This is a genomic window from Acidiphilium cryptum JF-5, assembly GCF_000016725.1.
GTDB lineage: Bacteria > Pseudomonadota > Alphaproteobacteria > Acetobacterales > Acetobacteraceae > Acidiphilium > Acidiphilium multivorum.
Genome location: NC_009484.1, coordinates 2,654,730 through 2,674,023, shown reverse-complemented (window position 1 = coordinate 2,674,023; position 19,294 = coordinate 2,654,730). Strand labels below are relative to the sequence as shown.

Below are 19,294 nucleotides of genomic sequence, written 5' to 3'. Positions count from 1 at the left end.
GGCCTGACCAGACATGAGCCTTATCAAATCAAAAAAGCGCGTTGCTGATCATGGAGAGGTGTTCACCCCCCCCTGGCTCGTTGAAAAAATGCTCGACCTTGTGAAAGGCGAGACGGAGCGGATTGACGCCCGCTTTCTCGAACCAGCTTGCGGCAGCGGCAATTTTCTTGTGCCGATCCTACAACGTAAACTTGCCGCTGTGGAGATCAAATACGGCAAGTTCAACTTTGAGCGGCGGCACTATGCCTTGTTTGGGCTGATGTGCTGCTATGGCATCGAGCTATTGCCAGACAATATCGCCGAGTGCCGTGCGAACATGATGGAAGTGCTCGCTGAATATCTGAATATCACCAGCGATGATGAGGTGTATCGCGCCGCCCTTTTTGTGCTGTCGCTCAATCTCGTTCACGGCGATGCCATGACCATGCGCGACGGGACCGGCGCACCGATCAGCGTGGTGGAATGGGGCTATCTCGGCAAGGGTAGGTACCAGCGGCGCGATTTCCGGCTTGATGTTCTGACAGGCATGGCCAGCTTCCACGCCGAAGGTTCATTATTCGCCGGACTTGGCAGGCACGAAATCTTTACGCCGACCTCATCCTACCCGCCAATGACGCTACACGACTTAGCGGATTCCACGACAAGCGACGATTCTGGGGGGGGCAGATGAACGAACAGGCCGGTTTTACGCTGCGGGGGCGAAACCCCGATGTTCTTAACTGCATTGCCAACCTGTCCAACGATGAGGTTTTCACGCCGCCCGAGTTTGCCAACCGGATGCTGGATACGCTGACGGAGGCATGGGCGGCCAGCAACGGCGGTGCGAATATCTGGGCCGACAGAGCAGTCAAGTTCCTTGACCCTTGCACCAAGTCGGGCGCGTTTCTGCGCGAGATTACAACGCGGCTGATCGCTGGGTTGGCAGATGAAATCCCTGACCTGCAAACGCGCGTCGATCATATCCTGACGCGGCAGGTGTTCGGCATCGGTATCACCACCTTGACCAGCCTTCTCACCCGGCGGAGCATCTATTGCTCGAAACACGCTAACGGCGAACATTCGGTCACCAAGAATTTCGCCCACGATGAGGGCAATATTTGGTTTGAGCGCACCGAGCACACTTGGGAAAAGGGCCGATGTGTGTTTTGCGGGGCCAGCAATGTGACGCTTGATCGCGGCGTCGGATTGGAGACTCACGCCTATGCGTTCATTCACACCCATGACATAAAAGCCCGCCTCAGCGAGCTTTTCGGAGGCGAAATGCAGTTCGACGTTATTATTGGGAATCCGCCATATCAGATGACTGGCGGCGGCGGGGGAAACAATGATTCACCCATCTATCAAATGTTCGTTCAGCAAGCCGTGAAATTAGAGCCTAATTTTCTTTGCATGGTTATTCCTTCCAGATGGATGGCTGGCGGTCGTGGCCTTGGCGACTTTCGTGCCGAGTTTCTTGGCGACCAGCGTATCCGCACTCTTGTTGACTACGAGAACGCGAAGGATGCTTTCCCCACTGTGGGCATCGGTGGCGGCATTTGTTACTTTCTATGGAACCGTGACAATCCGGGACTATGCGAAAGCACCTATCATCGTAATGGAGTGACGATTGGACCGCATCCGCGTGTTTTGGACGAGTTTGATGTATTCGTCCGTGACAATCGAGCCGTCGTTATTTTGCAAAAGGTGTTGGCGGCTGGGGAGCGCTCCTTTGAGGAGCTTGTAAGTGGTGATACACCTTTCGGTTTAGCCACGAACTTTACGGGCTATATCCGGGGTGCGATTCCGAACGATAAGCAGGTGATGCTCTACGCCAATGTGGCGACAAAACGTGTCCGTGGCGCAATGAAGCGCGAAGCGATTACGAAAAATTCCCAATTGATTGATGTTTGGAAATTGTTTCTCCCTGTTGCCGGTTCAGGGCGTGAGCGCGAAAGAAGCGGCGTGGACATCGTTCTAGGGCCGCCAATCATCGGCGAACCGGGGTCCGTATGCACCCAAACTTATCTTGTCGCCGGTCCCCTAAACTCAATGGATGAAGCGGAGAGTATCGTATCATATCTACAAACAAGACTAGCGAGGTTCCTCGTCTCGCTTCGCAAGCCAGCACAGCACGTTTTCCGTGGTATGTATCGCTGGGTTCCGGTCCAACAGTGGAGTAAGAAATGGACCGATGCAGCGCTATATCAAAAATATGGCATCACCGATGATGAGGTAGCCTTTATTGAGCAGATGATTCGCCCAATGGGGGGAGGTCGTGAATAAGCCCACCATCGAGGACATCCTCCCCCCGAAACCAGAGAGGCGCCCGCGCATCTACGCCTACGCCATAGCTGACGCGGCGCATGACGGCTTGCTCAAGGTGGGTCAGACCACCCGAGACGTAAAGCAGCGTGTCGCCGAACAGCTCCAAACACCCGCCATCACGAATTATACTATAGAGCTTGACGAGAGCTCGGTGCGTAACGATGGCGGCATCATCACGGACCACGCCGTGCGCGACGCGCTGCGGCGCAAGGGCTTTCTCAATCCGCAGCGCGAATGGATGCAATGCACGGTTGCCGACGTGAAGACCGTCTTGGCCGAACTGCGCAACGGCCAGATTTTCACCGGCACACATCACGAGAATTTCCCGCTACGTGACGAGCAGGCCCGGGCCGTCGAGCAGACCTATGCCTATTTTCAATCACGCTGGCAGGAGGATCCCAATGCCGCTCCGCGCTTCCTCTGGAACGCCAAAATGCGATTTGGCAAGACCTTCACAAGCTACCAGCTTGCCAAGAAGCTGAATGCCAAGCGCGTTCTGGTCCTGACCTTCAAACCCGCCGTAGAGGACGCCTGGCAGACCGACCTCGAATCCCACGTCGATTTCGATGGTTGGCGATACCAGTCGAGAAACGTCGATGGTGACCCACGCGAGGTGCCATTAGAAACGCCGCTGATCTATTTCGGCTCGTTTCAGGACCTGCTGGGGCGCGATCAGGCAGGCAACATCAAACCGCGCAACGAATGGATACACACAATCAACTGGGATTTGGTGGTCTTTGACGAATACCATTTCGGTGCGTGGCGTGAGACTGCGAAGGAATTGTTTGAGGGCGAAGATACAGCGGTTGTGAAGGCAGTGACCAAACTCGAAGCCGATTTAGATGCGGTGAACGAGGACTTGGGGGTACTTTCGCAAAGCGAGACCGAGTTCCTGCCGATCACCACGCGGGCCTACCTTTATCTCTCCGGCACCCCCTTCAAGGCGCTCGCTGCCGGCGAGTTCATCGAAGAGCAGATATTTAACTGGACCTACACCGACGAACAGCGCGCCAAGGCCGAGTTCGCCGCAGAGTATCCCAACAAACGCAATCCCTACGGCGCGTTGCCGCAAATGCGGCTACTGACTTATCGGATGCCCGACGAGCTGCTGGCGATCGCCAGCGCCGGAGAGTTTGACGAATTTGACCTCAACGCCTTTTTTGCCGCCACCGGCACCGCGGGAACCGCGACGTTCAAGCACAAGACCGATGTGCAGAAATGGCTGGACATCATCCGGGGCGGCTACGCGATGCAAACCTCCGAGAGTCTGAAAGCCGGCACTCGGCCGCCGTTTCCCTATTCGGACGTGCGCCTCCTGCCATACCTCCAGCATTCGTTCTGGTTCCTTCCCAATGTCGCCGCCTGTCACGCGATGGCGAACCTGCTAGCAGAGCGGCAAAACACTTTCTGGCGCGATTACACGGTCGTGGTGGCCGCGGGTACGTCGGCAGGGATCGGATTGGATGCCTTGCCTCCCGTTCGGCAGGCTGTCGGCAGCGGCTTTGATACGAAAACCATTACGCTGTCCTGCGGCAAGCTGACGACCGGGGTGACGGTGGCGCAATGGTCGTCGATCCTCATGCTGCGCAACCTGAAATCCCCGGAAACCTATTTTCAGGCCGCGTTCCGGGTGCAGTCGCCCTGGTCGATCAAGAACCCCAACGGCAACAATCCGAACGAGGAAGAAATCCTCAAACCCGTTTGTTTCGTGTTCGACTTCGCCCCCACGCGGGCTTTGCGGCAATTATCCGAATACGGCATCGGACTGTCACCAGGCGAGGCTAACCCCGAAAATGCCGTGCGTGAGCTTGTCTCATTTCTGCCCGTGCTCGCGTATGACGGCGCGAACATGACGCAGATCGATGCAGGCGGTATCCTCGACATTGCGATGGCAGGAACATCGGCCACATTGTTGGCGCGCAAGTGGGAGTCCGCTCTACTGGTCAACGTGGACAATGACACGTTGCGCCGCATTATCGACAATCCCGAGGCGATGGCAGCCGTCGAACGCATCGAAGGTTGGCGCGCACTGGGCGATAACATAATCGAAACGATCATTAATAAAAGTGAGAAAGTAAAGGAGCTCAAGAACAAGGCGAAGAACGGCGAGCTGACGCCGAAGGAGAAGAAGGAGCTGACGAATGAGGAACGGGAATATAAGTCCAAGCGCAAGCTCGTTCAGGAAAAGCTCATTAAGTTTGCGACGCGCCTCCCGGCGTTCATGTATCTCACCGATTTCCGTGAAAATACATTACAGGATGTTATCACCAAGCTGGAACCGGACCTATTTCTTGCAGTAACCGGCTTAACCGTAGCTGACTTCCACTTGCTGGTTCGCCTTAAAGTTTTCAACACTGAGCGGATGAACGAAGCCGTTTTCGCGTTCCGCCGCTATGAGGACGCATCGCTGCGCTACACTGGGATCGAAAGCCATGAGGGGCTGACCCATTACGGGCTTTATGATACGGTTGTTGCAAGGGAATGAGATGCACTCGAGCCGAGAGCACAAATCACCTATTCGCCCTATGTGTTGTGAGGCAGAGCGGAGGCCAGCGCGCGGTCTGCGCCCCTATGGCGGACCTGCGGGGGGGGGGGGAGTCTAATCGCGTTGCGATGTGCGGCTGATACGGATGTATGCGGGGTACACTTCGACTTTCGCTGGGAGAAATAGAGCGTTCGGCCTTCGGCCCGAATCGCTCGAAAGGTTGGTTCGTTTTTTGTTCAACCTTGAGCCGAGCGAGTTGTTACACTAAAGCTTGGTGATAAAAGACAAAAAGGGGAGATCATGCCCGAAAGCGGGCTAACACAAGTGGCCTTGGAGGTTGGGTTTGCCACCGTTTTACGTGGGGCAAAGCGCTTCAATGACCGGAATGTGAGCCTGACATACAGAGGACAGGTCCAGCTGGAAGACGGTTCAACAAAAAATGTGATATTGAAGGACCTCGGGTCAAAAGAGTTGTCGAATGAACTGTTGAGCACCGTAATAGCTCAGCTATTGGGCTTACCCACCCCTAGGGTCTATTTGGCTCTTGTGCCGGATGGCGTTCTTCCAATTGTTCACGCTCCACAAATTAATGGCGGTGGTCATGTGGTTTTTGCGAGTGTTGACGTTCAGGTGCCTAATCTGACCTACCAGCTTCATCACCTCGCGGGTGGCATGCCTGCGCTGATAAATGAGATTACGGCATGGCAGCACCTTGGGCAACTATACGGTTTTGATACGTGGACCGCCAATGTTGACCGACATACAGGGAATTTGCTGTTCGACGGAAAAGGCGAGATTTGGTTAATCGACCACGGCTACTGTTACACTGGTCCGAGTTGGCAGGTGGACCACTTGGTTCCAACCGGCCAATACCGAAATCGGCTCTCTGAATGGCTCACTCAATCTTTAACAGATGCTCAGAAGCATGCGCGCGCGGTTGAAGTGGATCAATTTGCAACCCAAATCGCAGAGTTGAATGTCGCAGAGGTTATTGCGAGAAGCCGTATTAGAGCTTTGTTACAGCAAAGTGACGTGGATGCGCTTGAGGCATTCCTGGCGCAACGGGTGGTAGCTATGCCAAGGCAGGCAAAAAATGCGCTTGGAGTGCTCGTGTGAGCGATTTTGCACTACACAAGTCGATGTTTCCTTCGGTCGAGAGGCTTATTCAAGCCCGGTGGGCTCCCGTGTTGCTTGAGCCCATAGTTGGGTCATACGAGCGCTTAGTGGTAGGTGTAGCGGTCGTGTCCGGAAGTGGGTTCCATGTTGAATCGGCTAATGCATTGGAGCGGCTGAGTTGTTTATTTGCCGACAATGCCGAAAGGTTGATTTTCGCTATCCAGATGTCCCTGGAACATTTGCCGGGGGAACTCGCCCGGGTTGGCTTTGACGGGCTGCCGCAGGTGCGGACGGCTACGTCGAACATAACCCTCGGAGAATGGCGAGAAGCTGAGGGAGCTAGTTTAAGGCAAATAGGCATCGATTGGCTGCGAGCCTTGTCTTCTCTGCATCGCGAGGACAGCGAGTCGGTCTCGTTGGCTCTGGAATTGGCGGCATACGACGACGAAAGCGCTGTAACTAGGAGGCGCGTACCCGACAGCCTGCCAGCACTCGTTTTTGGGTATGTAGAGCAGCATCGTATTGATTTGGCAAATTTTTTTAGCTCCGATATCCGTCGAGGCGTGCAGCGCAGGTCTTCAACCCGCGCCCATGAAGTTGTCATTGATTTCTCTGGAGCCCACCTCACTGCGAACTTTGGGACTCTCAAAGGCAGCCAAATTGGTACCTCTGTGGGTCAGATAAAACGCAGGTTGTGGGACCTAAAAGTGGATCGAGATCGCAACAGAGGCATTGCACGATCTCATGAGATGATCCTTCAGGTGCCCTACCCTGGCGATCCCCAGTTCACGGGGCGTCAACATCGTCAAATTGAGTCGGCTCTCCATGCGCTCGAGGGCCAAGCTGACCAGGAAGAATTGCGTTTGCGCCCTCTGCGATCCGTAGAGGAGATTGGAGCATTTCTACTGGAACGCGAGGCCGCTTAGTATCGTCCAGCGGTATAGCCTTTTGCCATTCTTAGCTCAAACCAGTTGGTTCAGTGGAGGAAGTGGTTTGCAACCCCTCCGTCCAATCCATTTGGGGGCTCTTTCGGGGGCTCCTTAGATGTGGACATAATATCAATATGTTGTTTCATAAAGAAATTATTCTCTTTGTTCGATTCCCGCTACCCGCTCCAGCGCGATCCCCTTGCTTGCTGCTCGAATTGCCGCCGCTGTGATGATCCGGCTTGTTTCGGGTCGCGACGCGTGCTGCCGGGCGCTCCATTGTCCGTTCGGTCGCGGCGGAAAGACCGGGTCGTGAAATGGCGTCTGAAGCGCGCCGCGCCGAGCCGTGCGAGGCCGGTGCTCGGGATGTCGTCATGGGTCGTGCCGGCTTCGGACAGCGTCGTGGCGCCGGCAAGACCGTTCAGCGCCGCGAAGGGCGCTTGCAGGTGATCGTCCTGTAGATCGCGGTTGGCGTCGGTCCGGCACGATAACGGCAGCGGCGCTCCCGGAGCACGATCCGACCGTTCCGGATCTGATCGTGCTCAATGATGTTGATCATCAGAGTGTCTTTATCCGATCGGATGATGCTCCAGGACCAGAAAGGCCGCGCGCTCCGCGATTCACCGCTGCACGTATAGCCGTCGCATCAATCTGTCTCTCCGAATGAGCCCACCTTTCGGCGATCCGGTTCGCGCAGGCAAGACGCGGCGCGATTCGGGGGTTTCCGCGCTACTGACGGACCGTTTGCCATTCTGCCCAATCGGCTGGTATTGTCATTTGCATTAACGTTACCGCGGAAAGCCACTCCGCCATTTCACGACGGCCGGCACCAGGCGGGCCCGAAGATATTTGGAGTTCGAGATGCCGGACCTGTTGCCGGGCCATGTCTTCCGCATGCGGATCGATTTCGGTTCGTCGCGGCCCGACGCCCGTCGTTTGTTCCTTGTCGCGGCATTCGTGTTTCTCAGCGGCTGGTGCGGATTGCGCCTGGTCTATGCGACCCCGATGGGCGAGGTGGCGGACGAGCCGTCGCATATCGCCCGGGCCGCGGGGCTGCTCGATTTCGACATTCTTGGTCACCGTGCGGTCATCGGCCATACGCAGGTCTCGGGTCTTTTCGTGAATGACGGGGTCCTCCGCGCCAGCCTGTCGGAATTCCGCCCGCTCCGGCATCGGCTCCTGACCCCGGCGGACCGCGCTAGGGCGGCGGCGATACCCTGGTCTTCCGGCCCGCCCGTCTATTTCGTGGCGAGCGGGAGCATCGAATATCTCCCGGTGCTGTACATGCCCGGCGCGCTGGGGATCGCGGCGGGGCGGCTGATCGGGCTGCGTCCGCTCGGCGCGCTTTATCTCGGCCGCGTCTTCATGCTGCTGGGTTATCTCACGCTGGGCGCGCTCGCCCTGTTCATCGCGCGGTTCGGCGCGGTGTTGCTGTTCGCGCTGCTCAGCCTGCCGATGACGGTTTCGCTCGCGGCGTCCTTCAACCAGGACGGCATGATCATCGCCACCTGCGCGCTCGCCGGCGCCCTGCTCACCCACGACCCGGCCACGCGGCCGGCGTTCCGCTGGCTGGCGGCGGGGCTGCTCGCGATCATGGTCTGCTCGAAGCCGCCCTATGGCCTGCTGGTGTTCTGCGCCGCGATGCCGGTGATGGAGCGCGGCCTGTGGCGGCGGCTCGTCGCGGCCGGGCTGTGCGGGATTCCCGCCACGATCTGGCTTGCCGTGATGATGCGGACGAGCTTCGTGCCGCGCGACGTCACGCCCTACCCGGCCGGACCGCTCTGGCCCGGCCGTCCCGGCCAGATGTTCGACAGCATCGACGTGATGGCGAACCTGCATGTCCTGCTCGCCCACCCGGCGCAGATCGTGGCGATACCGGTCCGCTATGTCGAGACCTATTTCAATGTGCTGGTGGCCGAGTTCATCGGTGATCTCGGCTGGCTGAACGTTCCGATTCCATCCTGGCTGCGCGAGGCCTGGCTGGTCGCCCTGCTGCTGGCCTGCTGCGCCGTGCCGCTCATGCAGCGCCGCGGGGCGCGGCGCTGGACGCTGCCCGATGGCGGCTTCACCCTGTCGCTCGTGCTGGCCAGCGTGATCGCGGTCTGCCTGTCGCTGTATGTGTCATGGACGCCGGTCGGCGCGACGATGCTCATGGGCGTCCAGGGGCGGTATTTCCTGCCGCTGGTTCCCTTCGTTCCGCTGCTGGTTCCGCGCCCGTCGCCGCGATGGCGGGCATCCGCCCTGCCGGCGCCGCTCGCGGCCGCGCTCGGGTTCGTCCTGGTCGCCCCGGTCCTGATCCTGTCGGCCGTCGACATCGCCGTGCTGCCGGCGGTGATCCGGCACAGGTTCTGGTAGGCGGCATCCCGTGGCCCACACTCCACGAGATCCGGCATGATGGACAACCGGCCGCAGGAGCCGCTCCGGTCGCGATCGCCGGGCCCGCCGCCGCCGCGGGTGGCGCGGATCGCCGTGGTCATTCCGAGCTATCGCGTGACCGCGCATATCCTCGACGTGCTGGCGCGGATCGGCCCCGAGGTTGCGGCGATCTATGTCGTCGACGACCGCTGCCCCGACCGGTCGGGGGATTTCGTGCAGGCGCATTGCGCCGATGCGCGGGTGAGGGTCATCCGCCGCCAGGATAATGGCGGGGTCGGCCTCGCGACCATCACCGGCTACCGTCAGGCCATGGCGGATGGCTGCGACATTCTCGTGAAGATCGACGGCGACGGCCAGATGGACCCGCGCCTGCTGCCCCGCTTCGTGCGGCCGATCCTCGATGGAACCGCCGACTACGCGAAGGGCAACCGCTTCTTCAATCCCGAGGACGTGCGGTCGATGCCGGCGGTGCGGCTCGCCGGCAATGCGGTGCTGTCGTTCATGACCAAGCTCTCGTCCGGCTACTGGAACATCTTCGACCCGACCAACGGCTACACCGCGGTCCATGCGCGAACGCTGGCGCAGCTTCCGCTGGAGCGCATCGCCCCGCGCTATTTCTTCGAATCCGACCTGCTGTTCCGGCTCGGCACGATCAGGGCGGCGGTGATCGATATCCCGATGACGGCGGTTTATGGCGAGGAGCGCAGCCATCTGCGGATATTCCGCGTGATTCCCGCCTTCCTTGCCGGGCATGCGCGCAACTTCGCCAAGCGGATCGTCTACAACTACGTCCTGCGCGACTTCTCGATCGCCACGCTCGAACTGGCATTCGGTGCGCTGATCCTGGTGTTCGGCGTGATCTTCGGCGCGTGGAACTGGGCCATCAACGCCTCCCGCGGCATCATCACCAGTTCGGGCACGGTCATGCTGAGCGCGCTGCCCATCATCGCCGGACTGCAGATGATCCTGTCCTTCATCAATTACGACATTCTGTCGGTGCCGCGGCGCGCGCTCCACCCGTTTCTGTCCGCAGGCGAGGACGAAGGTGATCGATAACCTGATTCTGCTGCTGTTCACGCTGCTGATGGCGAGCGGCCAGTTGCTGTTCCGCAAGGTGGGGCTGGACCTGCGCGGTCATTCCCTGGCCAGCGGCGTGCCCGTGCTGCTGCGCGCGCCGGCGCTCTACGCGGCGCTCGCGCTTTACGGCATCGCGACGCTGATCTGGATCTGGATCCTCTCGCGCGTGCCGCTCAGCCGGGCCTATCCCTATGTCGCGCTGGGCGTCGTCCTGGTTCCGCTGGCGTCGCGCGCCGTCTATGGCGATGCGATCCGCCCGATCTTCTGGCTCGGCGCGCTGCTGATCGTGGCCGGCATCCTGGTGACGCAGCTCGGCAGCTCCGGCTGATCGCGCCTTCGCCTATCCCCAGTCGCCGAGGTTCACCGCGCGCGCCCTGCGGATGACGAAGCCGGCCCAGAGCGCGAAGGGGAGCAGCGGCGCGAAGACCACCAGCGGCTTCCACGCCGTCGCCGCGTTGAGGAACCCGATCACCACAACGCCGCCGAACGCCGCGAACCCCCAGTAGACCACCGCGACGATCCGCGGATCGACCCCGGCGCGGTGGGCGACCTGATACAGATGCCCGCGATGCGCCCGCGCGAGGTTCCTGCCGGCCAGGGCCCGCCGCGCGAGGGTGAAGCTCACATCCAGCAGCACGCCCGAGAGCAGCAGCGGCACCACGAGGAACGAGAGCGGGACGTGCTGGTAATGCGTCGCCGCGAGCCCCAGCACCGCCAGCATGAAACCGCAGAACTGGCTGCCGACATCGCCCATGAAAATCCGCGCGCGCGGCCAGTTGAACGGCAGGAACCCGGCCACGCCGCCGGCCAGCAGCAGGGCCGTGGTGTAGACGAAGAAGCCGCCATGCAGCCCGGCGATGCCGGCGAGGAACAGGCAGGTGACCAGCGTCGTGCCGGCCGCGAGACCGTCCAGCCCGTCGATGAAGTTCATCGCATTGGTGACGAACAGGATCCAGCCGACCGAGAGCACCGGCCCCGCCGCGCCAAGCGCCACCCCACCGATCAGCGGCAGGTCGAACCGCACCGCCGAAATCCCCGATCCCACCGCGACCACGGCGGCGACGCACTGCGCCCCCAGCTTCACCGCGAAGGGAAAATCCTTCAGGTCGTCGAGCAGCGAAACGGCCGCGATGAGCGCGGCCGCCGCGATCACCCCGAGAAACACCGGAGCCGCGAGGCGCGAGACATGGCCGTAGCGGTACAGCAGCAGGATGCCGAGCATGAAGGCGCCGACGATGCCGACGCCGCCGGATTTCGGCATCACCCTGGTGTGCGCCTTGCGGGCGTCCGGCCGGTCGGGAACGCCGATGGCGATCATCAGCCGCACGACAAAGCCTGAAAACAGCGCGAGGCCGGCGAACAGCGCGAGATGGCGCGGCAGGGCGAGTGTCGCAATGCCCGGATGGGCGAAATAGGGAACCGTGTTCATGCGGCGCGGACCATGACCGAAGTTCGGGCCGGCATCAATTGCGTCCGCTCACCCGCTGTTTGCGGCCGCCCCGGTGCCGGGCATGAACGCGGCGCCGTTCTCCCGCAGGAAGCCGAGCAGCGTGGCCGAGGCGGGCATCGTCGTCCGTTCCGCGAGATGCACCGCATACCACTGCCGCACCACCGGCGTGCCCCGGATGTCGAGCCGCGCCAGCCGGCCGTCGCGCAGCTCGGCGTCGACGGTGTGCGCCGAGAGGAACGCGATGCCGAGTCCGGCCATGACGGCCTGCTTGATCGTCTCGTTGCTGCCGATCTGCATGCCGATGCGCGGCGAAATGCCGGCGGCGGCGGCGTAATCCTCCATCAGCCGGCGCGTGCCGCTGCCGGCCTCGCGCACCAGCAGCACCTCGTCGTTCAGTTCCGCCGGCGGAATGTCGCGCCGCCCCGCGAGGCGGTGGTCCGGTGGGGCGATCACCACATGCGGATGGTCGCCGATCAGGTCGGCGATCACCTTCATGTCGGTCGGCGGCCGGCCCATGATCGCGAGATCGACGTCATGCTGCGCGAGGCCGGCGATGATCTCGTCGCGGTTGCCGACCGTCAGCTTGAGCTCGATCCCCGGATGCGCGGCGGCGAAGGCGGCGAGGGCGCGCGGCGCGTAGTATTTCGCCGTGCTGATGATGCCGACATGCACCGCCCCGCGCTCCGCCCCGCTCAACGCCGCGATGCCGGCCTCGGTCTCGCGCAGCACCGCCTCGATCCGCGCGGCCGACTCGGCGACGATCCGCCCCGCCGCGGTCAGCGCCATGCCGCCGGTCGAGCGCTCGACCAGAGGCACGCCGAGCTGGTCCTCGATCGCCTTGATCTGCAGCGTTACCGCCGGCGGGGACACATGCAGGTCGCCCGCCGCCCGCGTCACCGAACCGTGGCGGCCGAGTGCGGCGACGGCGCGCATCTGCCGAAGCGTGATGTTCATCATCCGATGAAAGTAACGCTTAATTTTTCCTCCGGCAAATTAAGTGTTTCAAATTTTTGCTCTTTCGCCATCCTGCTTTAAGGCGGGCGCTTCGGTTGGTGCCCTGGGAGCGGGAATGCGGCAGTTCGACGTGATCATTCTGGGCGCTGGGGCCGCCGGGCTGATGGCCGCCATCGCCGCCGGGCGGCGCGGCCGCCGCGTGCTGGTGCTCGACCATGCGCCGGAAGCGGGCCGCAAGATCCTGATTTCGGGCGGCGGGCGCTGCAACTTCACGAACATCCATACCGCGCCGGACCGCTTCTTCTCGGAGAACCGGCGGTTCTGCGCCTCGGCGCTCGCCGGGTTTTCGCCGCGCGACTTTCTCGCCATGGTCGAGGCGCACCGCATCGCCTGGCACGAGAAGACGCTCGGCCAGCTGTTCTGCGATGGGCCGGCCCGCGCCATCGTCGCCATGCTGCTCGCCGAATGCGCGGCCGCCGGCGTGGAAATCCGCACGCTCTGCACCATCACCGAGGTCGGCGGCGGGCCGGGCTTCCGCCTCGACACCTCGGCCGGCCCGTTCGCCGCCGGATCGCTGATCCTCGCGACCGGCGGCCTGTCGATCCCGAAACTCGGCGCGACCGGCTTCGCCCACGACCTCGCCGCCCGCTTCGGCCTTCGCATCGTCCCCCCGCGCCCGGCGCTGGTGCCCTTCGTGCTGGAGGGGGAGGAACGCGCCCGCGCCACCCCGCTGGCCGGCGTGTCGCAACCGGTCGTCGCCGCCTGCGGCCGTGCCCGCTTCCGCGAGGCGATGCTGTTCACCCATCGCGGCCTGTCCGGCCCCGCGATCCTGCAGGTCTCGACCGCCTGGCGCGAGGGGATGACGGTGGGGATCGATCTGCTGCCCGACGAAGGCCCGGATTTTCTGCTCCGCCGCAAGCGCGAGGCGCCGAAATCCGCGCTGCGCACGCTGCTCGGCGGGGTGATGCCGCAGCGCATGGCGGATGCGTTCATGCCCGCCGCGTTGCCTCCCGGCCCGGTCGCGGCCATCGCCGACCGCGCGCTGCTCGACCTCGGCGCCCGGCTCAAGTCCTGGCGGATCGTTCCCGCGGGAACGGAAGGCTATGTGAAGGCCGAGGTCACCGCCGGCGGGGTGGACACGGCCGGCCTGTCGCAGCGGACCCTGGCGGCGGCGGGCGTGCCCGGCCTTTTCGTGGTCGGCGAGGCGGTGGATGTCACCGGCTGGCTCGGCGGTTACAATTTCCAGTGGGCGTGGGCGAGCGGCTGGGCCGCCGGCAACGCCGCCTGACGGTCAATCAGGCCGGAATTCGTGCGGGCCCCCGCAGGATCGGCCCGTTGCCGGCGCCGGTTATCTTGGCCGTGCGCGGCGCTGCGGGGGCGGTTGCCGGGGCGGTTGCCGGATCTGCGGGTGCGGTGGGTGCCGCGCGGCGCGGCTGGTGCGCAGCCGCGAGGGCCCGCAGATCCGTCGCCACCCGGCAGAGCACCTCGGTCCAGTCGCCCTGCGTGCGCTGGCGATAGATCCGCATCGTCGGGTACCAGGGGGTATCCTCGCGATCCTGCATCCAGCGCCAGCAGCCGTCCCGGCGGGACAGCATCCAGACCGGCTTGCCCATCGCGCCGGCAAGATGGGCCACCGAGGTATCGACCGCGATCACCAGGTCGAGCTGCGCGACCAGCGCCGCGGTATCCGCGAAATCCGCGACCCCACCCATCAGGTCGACCGCGTCGAGCTCCGCGGGCAACCCGGCGCGGTCCTTTTGCAGGTTGTAGAACCGCACCCCTGGCACCTCGGCGAGGCGCGACAGCAGGGCGGGATTGCCGATCGAGCGCCTGCGGTCGATGACCTCGCAGTCGATATCGTCGGGGCGTGCTCCGCCGGCCCAGACCAGCCCGACGCGCAGGCGCGGCTCGTCGCCGACCCGGGTCGCCCAGGCGGTCCGCAGCGCGTCCGGCGGGGCGAGATAGGGCAAGGTCGCCGGGATGGTCTGTACCGTGGTGCCGAACAGCCAGGGCAGGCTCATCAGCAGGCAGTGCGTGTCGGTGGGCGCGCTGGCGCCGCGCGGAACCACCTCGGCAACGCCGGGCACCGAGCGCAGCAGCCGCTCCAGCCCCGGCTGGGCTTCGAGCACGACCGTGGCGCCCCGCGCGGCGACCAGCGGCGCGTAGCGGACGAATTGCAGCGTGTCGCCCAGCCCTTGTTCGGCCACCAGCAGGATGCGGCGGCCGGCGGGATCCTCGCCGCGCCAGAGCGGCCCGGCCTGCGGGGCCACCGGCTCGCGCCGGCGCCATTCATGCTCGGCCCAGCCGCGTTTGAAATCGCCCGCCGCCAGCATCGCGAGCGCGCGGTTGTAGCGCCAGGTCGGGTTGTCGGGCTCCAGCCGATAGCAGCGCTCGTGCATCACCAGCGCGGCGTCGACCTGGCCGAGGCAGTGCAGCGCGTTCGCCAGATTGTTGAGCACGCCCGCATGCAGGGGATCGAGCGCCAGCGCCTCGCCATAGAACCGCGCCGCCTCGGGGAATTCGCCGAGATCGAAATGCTTGCCGGCGAGGCAGATCAGCGTGTCGACATCGCGGGGCATCCGCGCTGCGGCCTCCTGCGCCATGGCCTTGGCGTCGTCGAACATGCGGAGGCCGCGCAGGGCTTCCGCCAGGGCGCAATAGACGGGGGCGAAATCGGGGGCCATGCGCACGCAGGTCAGATAGCTCTCCACCGACTCGATCAGCCGGCCAGCCTTCTGCAACGCGTTGCCGCGATTGTACAGCGCCTCCACCCGGTCCGGCTCGCGCGCGAGGCAGGACGCGAAGGCCGCCGCCGCATCGTCGTACCGGCCGGCGTTGAAGGCGGCGTTGCCTTCGTCGAACATGTCTCTGGCGTGTGAATCCATCGGCGGCGGACCCTCTTGGTCTTTCGCCGCGAGATTCGCATGAAAGCCTTAACGCGAGGTTTCCGGCGCGACTTCCGCCTGCCTGATCCAGCCGGTCTCGCCCTGCTGCCAGTAGGTCAGCGCGTGGCCGGCGGCGCGCGCGGCCTTCCAGCGGGCGCGCGCGGCGGCCACCGCATCGGGGTCGTTGCCGTCGAACAGGTCGAACACCCGCTCGAAGCGGGCGAGATCCGCCGTCGCGCCATCCACCAGGAACAGGAACCGCGCGTCGTTCGGCACGTCGTCGCCGGTGGTGAGCCAGACCGGCTGGTCGGGGCCATGACCCATCGCGGCGGTGCCGTGCGGCAGCCAGTCCACCCCCGGCGCGAGCCAGAGGGCGGCGTCCAGCGCCTCGATCCGGGCGGGATCGGTGCCGCGCACCACCGCCCGCGCGCCGGCGGCGAGGGTGCGGGCGAGCAGGGCGGGCAGGGCGGCCTCCAGCCCGGTGCGCGTCAGGTGGTAGAAGCCGAGCTGGGCCATCGTCTCATTCGATGACGATGCGCGGCCCGCGCGCCGGCCCGGCGCCGTCGAGCCCCGCCGCCACCGCCGTGGCCACCGCGGCGAAGGCGCGCCCGGCCTCGCTCTCCGGCGCGCTGGCGGCGATCGGCGTGCCGGCATCCGAGGTCTCGCGGATCGGTGCCAGCAGCGGCACCGCGCCGAGGAAGGGCACGCCGAGCCGCTGCGCCTCGGCCTCGGCGCCGCCATGGCCGAAAATCTCGGTCCGCGTGCCGCAATTCGGGCAGCAGAAGAAGCTCATGTTCTCGACCACGCCGAGGATCGGCACCCGCACCTGGCGGAACATCGAGATGCCGCGCCGCGCATCGAGCAGCGAGATGTCCTGCGGGGTGGAGACGATCACCGCGCCGGCGAGTTTCAGCCGCTGGGCGAGGGTGAGCTGCACGTCGCCGGTGCCGGGCGGCAGGTCGAGCACCATGACATCCAGCTCGGGCCAGGCGACCTGCGTCATCAGCTGGGTCAGCGCGTTGAGCACCATCGGCCCGCGCCAGACCATCGCGGTTTCCTCCTCGACGACATGGCCGATCGAGATCGCCTTCAGCCCCCAGGCCTCGATCGGCACGAGCTTGTTGCCCGCCATCTCGGGCTTGCCCTTCGTGCCGAGCATGCGCGGCAGCGAGGGGCCGTAGATGTCGGCATCGAGCAGGCCGACGCGCTTGCCCTGCCGCGCCAGCGCCACCGCGAGATTGACGGCGACGGTCGATTTCCCGACCCCGCCCTTGCCCGAGGCGACCGCGACGATCGAGCCCACCTGGCCGAGCAGCGTGCCCGGCTCCTGCGCCTGCGCCTGTGGCTGCGGGGCGGCGGCGCGCGGGGCGGTGAACATCACCGTCGCGTTGCGCACGCCCGGCATCGCGGCGAGATCGGCCTCCAGCGCCCGGCGCATCGGCTCCTGCCGCGCGGCATCCGCCTTCGCCACCATCAGCGCCACCTGCACCAGCCCCTCGCGGGTGGCGACGCTGTCCACCATGCCGGCGGGAATGCCCGCGCCCTCCGCCGTCCGGAAGGCGCCGATGCGCGCGCGCACCGCAGTTTCGTCTATCGCAGCCATGAATCTGTCCTTGTCAGCCTCTGGGTCAGCCTGTGGTCGGGTTTACGCCACGCCGGCGCGTTGGGAAATCTGGCCGCGCAGCAGCGCCGGATCGCTCACCGGCAGCGAGCAGACCTGGGCGCGGCAGACGAAGGCGGCGGGTTCGGCGGCACTCTTGCCATGCGCCGGGTGGCCGTCCGGCAGCGCGGCGGCATCGCTCACCGGCAGCACCACCACCGCCGGGTCGAAATGGGCGAGGGCGGCGCGGTGCAGTGCGGCGAAGCGCGGATCGGCCGCATCGCCGACGATGACGACGCTCGCCCCCTCCTCCAGCAGCGCCGCCGCGCCGAGCAGGGTGGGGAAGGCGGAAAGGGCGCGCCGCTCGCCGGTATGCGCGCCGATCAGCGCTGCCGCCGCGTCGCGATGCGCGGCGCTGCCGGTCAGGTGATGCAGGATCGCCAGCCCCTCGGCGAACAGGCCGGCGCCGGAGGGGGTCGCGTTGTCGAATGAGGCGCGGGGGCGGATGCCGCCCGGCAGGTCGGCCGCGTCCGCGGCGGTGAGATGAAGCCCACCCTGGCCGTCGCCGAAGGCGGCCAGCGTCGCCGCGGCGATAAGCTCCGCCTGGTCGAGATAGGCGGCGCGCCCGGTCGCCTGGTAGAGGGCCAGGGTGGCGCGCAGCATCGCCGCCTGGTCGTCGAGCAGGCCGGAGGCCGAGATCCTGCCCCGGCGGATCGCATGGTCGAACCGCCCGTCCTCGCGGCCGAGCAGGGCGGTGACCGCACCGTGCGCCGTGATGGCGAGATCGAGCCAGTCCGGCCGGGCGAAGACCGCGCTCGCCCGCGCGAGGGCGGCGATGGCGAGGCCGTTCCAGTCGGCCAGGATCTTGTCGTCCCAGCCGGGGCGGACCCTGCCTTCGCGGGCGGCGAACAGGCGGGCGCGCAGGGCGGCGAGGCGCGCCTCTGTCTCGGGGTGTTCGGGGTGCGTGGCACGGGTGAGGATCAGCTTGCCCTCCCAGTTGCCGGCGGCGGGGCAGGGGTAGTGATCCTCGAACAGCGCCATGTCCGCCCCGAGCACGGATGCGATCTCGTCGCGCGTCCAGACATAGAACTTGCCTTCCTCGCCCTCGGAATCGGCGTCTTCCGAGGCGGCGAAGGCGAGCGTCCCGTCCGGCGCGGGGTCGTGCCGCGCCCGCATGTCCCGCCGCAGCCACTCGACCAGTTCGGCGGCGCGGGCGGCCAGCAGCAGGTCCGGCTCGGCGGCATGGGCGAGGGCGAGCAGGTCGAGCAGTTGAGCGTTGTCGTAGAGCATCTTCTCGAAATGCGGCACCAGCCAGCTTTCATCGGTGGCGTAGCGGGCGAAGCCGCCGCCGAGATGGTCGCAGATGCCGCCCTGGGCCATCCGCGCGAGCATCAGCGCGACGACCGCACCCGCCTCGTGCCGGCCGGTGCGGGCATATTCGCCCCAGAGGAAGCGGAAGATCGGCGCGTTGGGGAATTTCGGCGCGCCGCGCAGCCCGCCTTCCTCCCAGTCCATCATGCCGAGGAACCGCTCGGTCACCGCCGCGAGGTCGCCGGGGGCGATCGGCGCGCCGGGCTTCAGCTCGGCATGGGCGGCGATGCGCCTGAGCAGCGAGGCGCCGCTGCGGGCGAATTTCTCGCCGTCCTTTTTCCAGGCATCGGCGACCATTTCCAGCACCTGCCGGAACGAGGGCCGGCCCCAGCGCGGCTCGGGCGGGAAATAGGTGCCGCCGAAGATCGGCGCGCCATCCGGCGTCATGATCACGGTGAGCGGCCAGCCGCCCTGCTCGCCCATCGCCTGCACCGCGGTCATGTAGATGCCGTCGATGTCCGGCCGTTCCTCGCGATCGACCTTGATGTTGACGTAGAGCCGGTTCATCAGCGCCGCCGTCGCCGGGTCCTCGAAGCTCTCATGCGCCATCACGTGGCACCAGTGGCAGGCGGCATAGCCGATCGAGAGCAGGATCAGCCTGTTCGCCGCCCGTGCTGCCGCCAGCGTCGCGTCCGACCACATCTGCCAGTGGACCGGATTGTCGGCGTGCTGGAGCAGATAGGGCGAGGTGGCGTCGGCGAGGGTGTTGCGGTCGAGCGTGCTGGACATGGAGCTGCGGACTTTCTGAAG

At 64.8% G+C, this 19,294-nt stretch carries 16 protein-coding genes; 9 read left to right on the top strand and 7 right to left on the bottom strand.

Annotation, left to right across the window (positions count from 1 at the left end; all coding sequences use genetic code 11):
• Nucleotides 1-13 precede the first annotated feature (13 nt).
• The 5 genes from ACRY_RS14605 to ACRY_RS19775 all read left to right on the top strand — a co-directional run bounded on the left by ACRY_RS14605 (nt 14) and on the right by ACRY_RS19775 (nt 6,831).
• Nucleotides 14-670, top strand: coding sequence for an N-6 DNA methylase (locus ACRY_RS14605; RefSeq protein WP_012040048.1), 657 nt, complete (start codon nt 14-16; stop codon nt 668-670).
• Entirely contained in the window at nt 667-2,262 is a 1,596-nt protein-coding gene (locus ACRY_RS14600) for an Eco57I restriction-modification methylase domain-containing protein (RefSeq protein ID WP_012040047.1), read from the top strand. Before ACRY_RS14605 ends, ACRY_RS14600 begins: the two co-directional genes overlap by 4 nt.
• Entirely contained in the window at nt 2,255-4,789 is a 2,535-nt protein-coding gene (locus ACRY_RS14595) for a GIY-YIG nuclease family protein (protein WP_012040046.1), read from the top strand. Before ACRY_RS14600 ends, ACRY_RS14595 begins: the two co-directional genes overlap by 8 nt.
• Nucleotides 4,790-5,089: 300 nt before the next feature.
• On the top strand, nt 5,090-5,905 hold the full coding sequence (locus ACRY_RS19780; protein WP_012040045.1) for a HipA family kinase: 816 nt from the start codon (nt 5,090-5,092) through the stop codon (nt 5,903-5,905).
• The gene (locus ACRY_RS19775) at nt 5,902-6,831 is read left to right on the top strand and encodes a hypothetical protein (RefSeq protein WP_155856384.1); all 930 of its coding nucleotides are present in this window, start codon (nt 5,902-5,904) and stop codon (nt 6,829-6,831) included. Before ACRY_RS19780 ends, ACRY_RS19775 begins: the two co-directional genes overlap by 4 nt.
• A 421-nt stretch (nt 6,832-7,252) precedes the next feature.
• Here the strand turns inward: ACRY_RS19775 and ACRY_RS19770 are convergent, their stop codons facing one another.
• On the bottom strand, nt 7,253-7,390 hold the full coding sequence (locus tag ACRY_RS19770) for a hypothetical protein (RefSeq protein ID WP_155856383.1): 138 nt from the start codon (nt 7,388-7,390) through the stop codon (nt 7,253-7,255).
• Between the two features lie 302 nt (nt 7,391-7,692).
• On the opposite strand from ACRY_RS19770, the gene ACRY_RS14590 reads away from it, so the two are divergent.
• Genes ACRY_RS14590 through ACRY_RS14580 form a run of 3 tightly spaced genes read left to right on the top strand, consistent with a single transcriptional unit; the run spans nt 7,693 to nt 10,612 of the window.
• Entirely contained in the window at nt 7,693-9,186 is a 1,494-nt protein-coding gene (locus ACRY_RS14590) for a DUF2142 domain-containing protein (protein WP_012040043.1), read from the top strand.
• A 36-nt stretch (nt 9,187-9,222) separates the two neighbouring features.
• Nucleotides 9,223-10,263: a glycosyltransferase family 2 protein gene (locus ACRY_RS14585; protein ID WP_007422534.1), complete on the top strand. Its 1,041-nt coding sequence runs from the start codon at nt 9,223-9,225 to the stop codon at nt 10,261-10,263.
• The gene (locus tag ACRY_RS14580; RefSeq protein ID WP_012040042.1) at nt 10,253-10,612 is read left to right on the top strand and encodes an EamA family transporter; all 360 of its coding nucleotides are present in this window, start codon (nt 10,253-10,255) and stop codon (nt 10,610-10,612) included. The genes ACRY_RS14585 and ACRY_RS14580 overlap by 11 nt, the downstream gene beginning before the upstream one ends.
• A gap of 12 nt (nt 10,613-10,624) precedes the next feature.
• On the opposite strand, the gene ACRY_RS14575 is transcribed toward ACRY_RS14580, so the two are convergent.
• Entirely contained in the window at nt 10,625-11,713 is a 1,089-nt protein-coding gene (locus ACRY_RS14575; RefSeq protein ID WP_007422536.1) for an MraY family glycosyltransferase, read from the bottom strand.
• A gap of 48 nt (nt 11,714-11,761) precedes the next feature.
• Nucleotides 11,762-12,688 carry a LysR family transcriptional regulator gene (locus ACRY_RS14570; RefSeq protein ID WP_231295278.1) on the bottom strand — a complete coding sequence of 309 codons (927 nt, stop codon included), beginning with the start codon at nt 12,686-12,688 and terminating at the stop codon, nt 11,762-11,764.
• Nucleotides 12,689-12,803: 115 nt separating this feature from the next.
• Between ACRY_RS14570 and ACRY_RS14565 the strand changes: the two genes are divergently transcribed.
• Nucleotides 12,804-13,976: an NAD(P)/FAD-dependent oxidoreductase gene (locus ACRY_RS14565; protein ID WP_012040040.1), complete on the top strand. Its 1,173-nt coding sequence runs from the start codon at nt 12,804-12,806 to the stop codon at nt 13,974-13,976.
• A gap of 7 nt (nt 13,977-13,983) precedes the next feature.
• Here the strand turns inward: ACRY_RS14565 and ACRY_RS14560 are convergent, their stop codons facing one another.
• The 4 genes from ACRY_RS14560 to ACRY_RS14545 all read right to left on the bottom strand — a co-directional run bounded on the left by ACRY_RS14560 (nt 13,984) and on the right by ACRY_RS14545 (nt 19,273).
• Nucleotides 13,984-15,552 carry a tetratricopeptide repeat protein gene (locus tag ACRY_RS14560; protein ID WP_231295277.1) on the bottom strand — a complete coding sequence of 523 codons (1,569 nt, stop codon included), beginning with the start codon at nt 15,550-15,552 and terminating at the stop codon, nt 13,984-13,986.
• A 69-nt stretch (nt 15,553-15,621) separates the two neighbouring features.
• Entirely contained in the window at nt 15,622-16,089 is a 468-nt protein-coding gene (locus tag ACRY_RS14555; RefSeq protein WP_012040038.1) for a DNA polymerase III subunit chi, read from the bottom strand.
• Nucleotides 16,090-16,093: 4 nt separating this feature from the next.
• Nucleotides 16,094-17,176 (bottom strand): Mrp/NBP35 family ATP-binding protein, encoded by a 1,083-nt coding sequence (locus ACRY_RS14550; protein WP_012040037.1) that lies wholly within the window; start codon nt 17,174-17,176, stop codon nt 16,094-16,096.
• Nucleotides 17,177-17,218: 42 nt separating this feature from the next.
• On the bottom strand, nt 17,219-19,273 hold the full coding sequence (locus ACRY_RS14545) for a thioredoxin domain-containing protein (protein WP_043509227.1): 2,055 nt from the start codon (nt 19,271-19,273) through the stop codon (nt 17,219-17,221).
• Nucleotides 19,274-19,294: the final 21 nt, after the last annotated feature.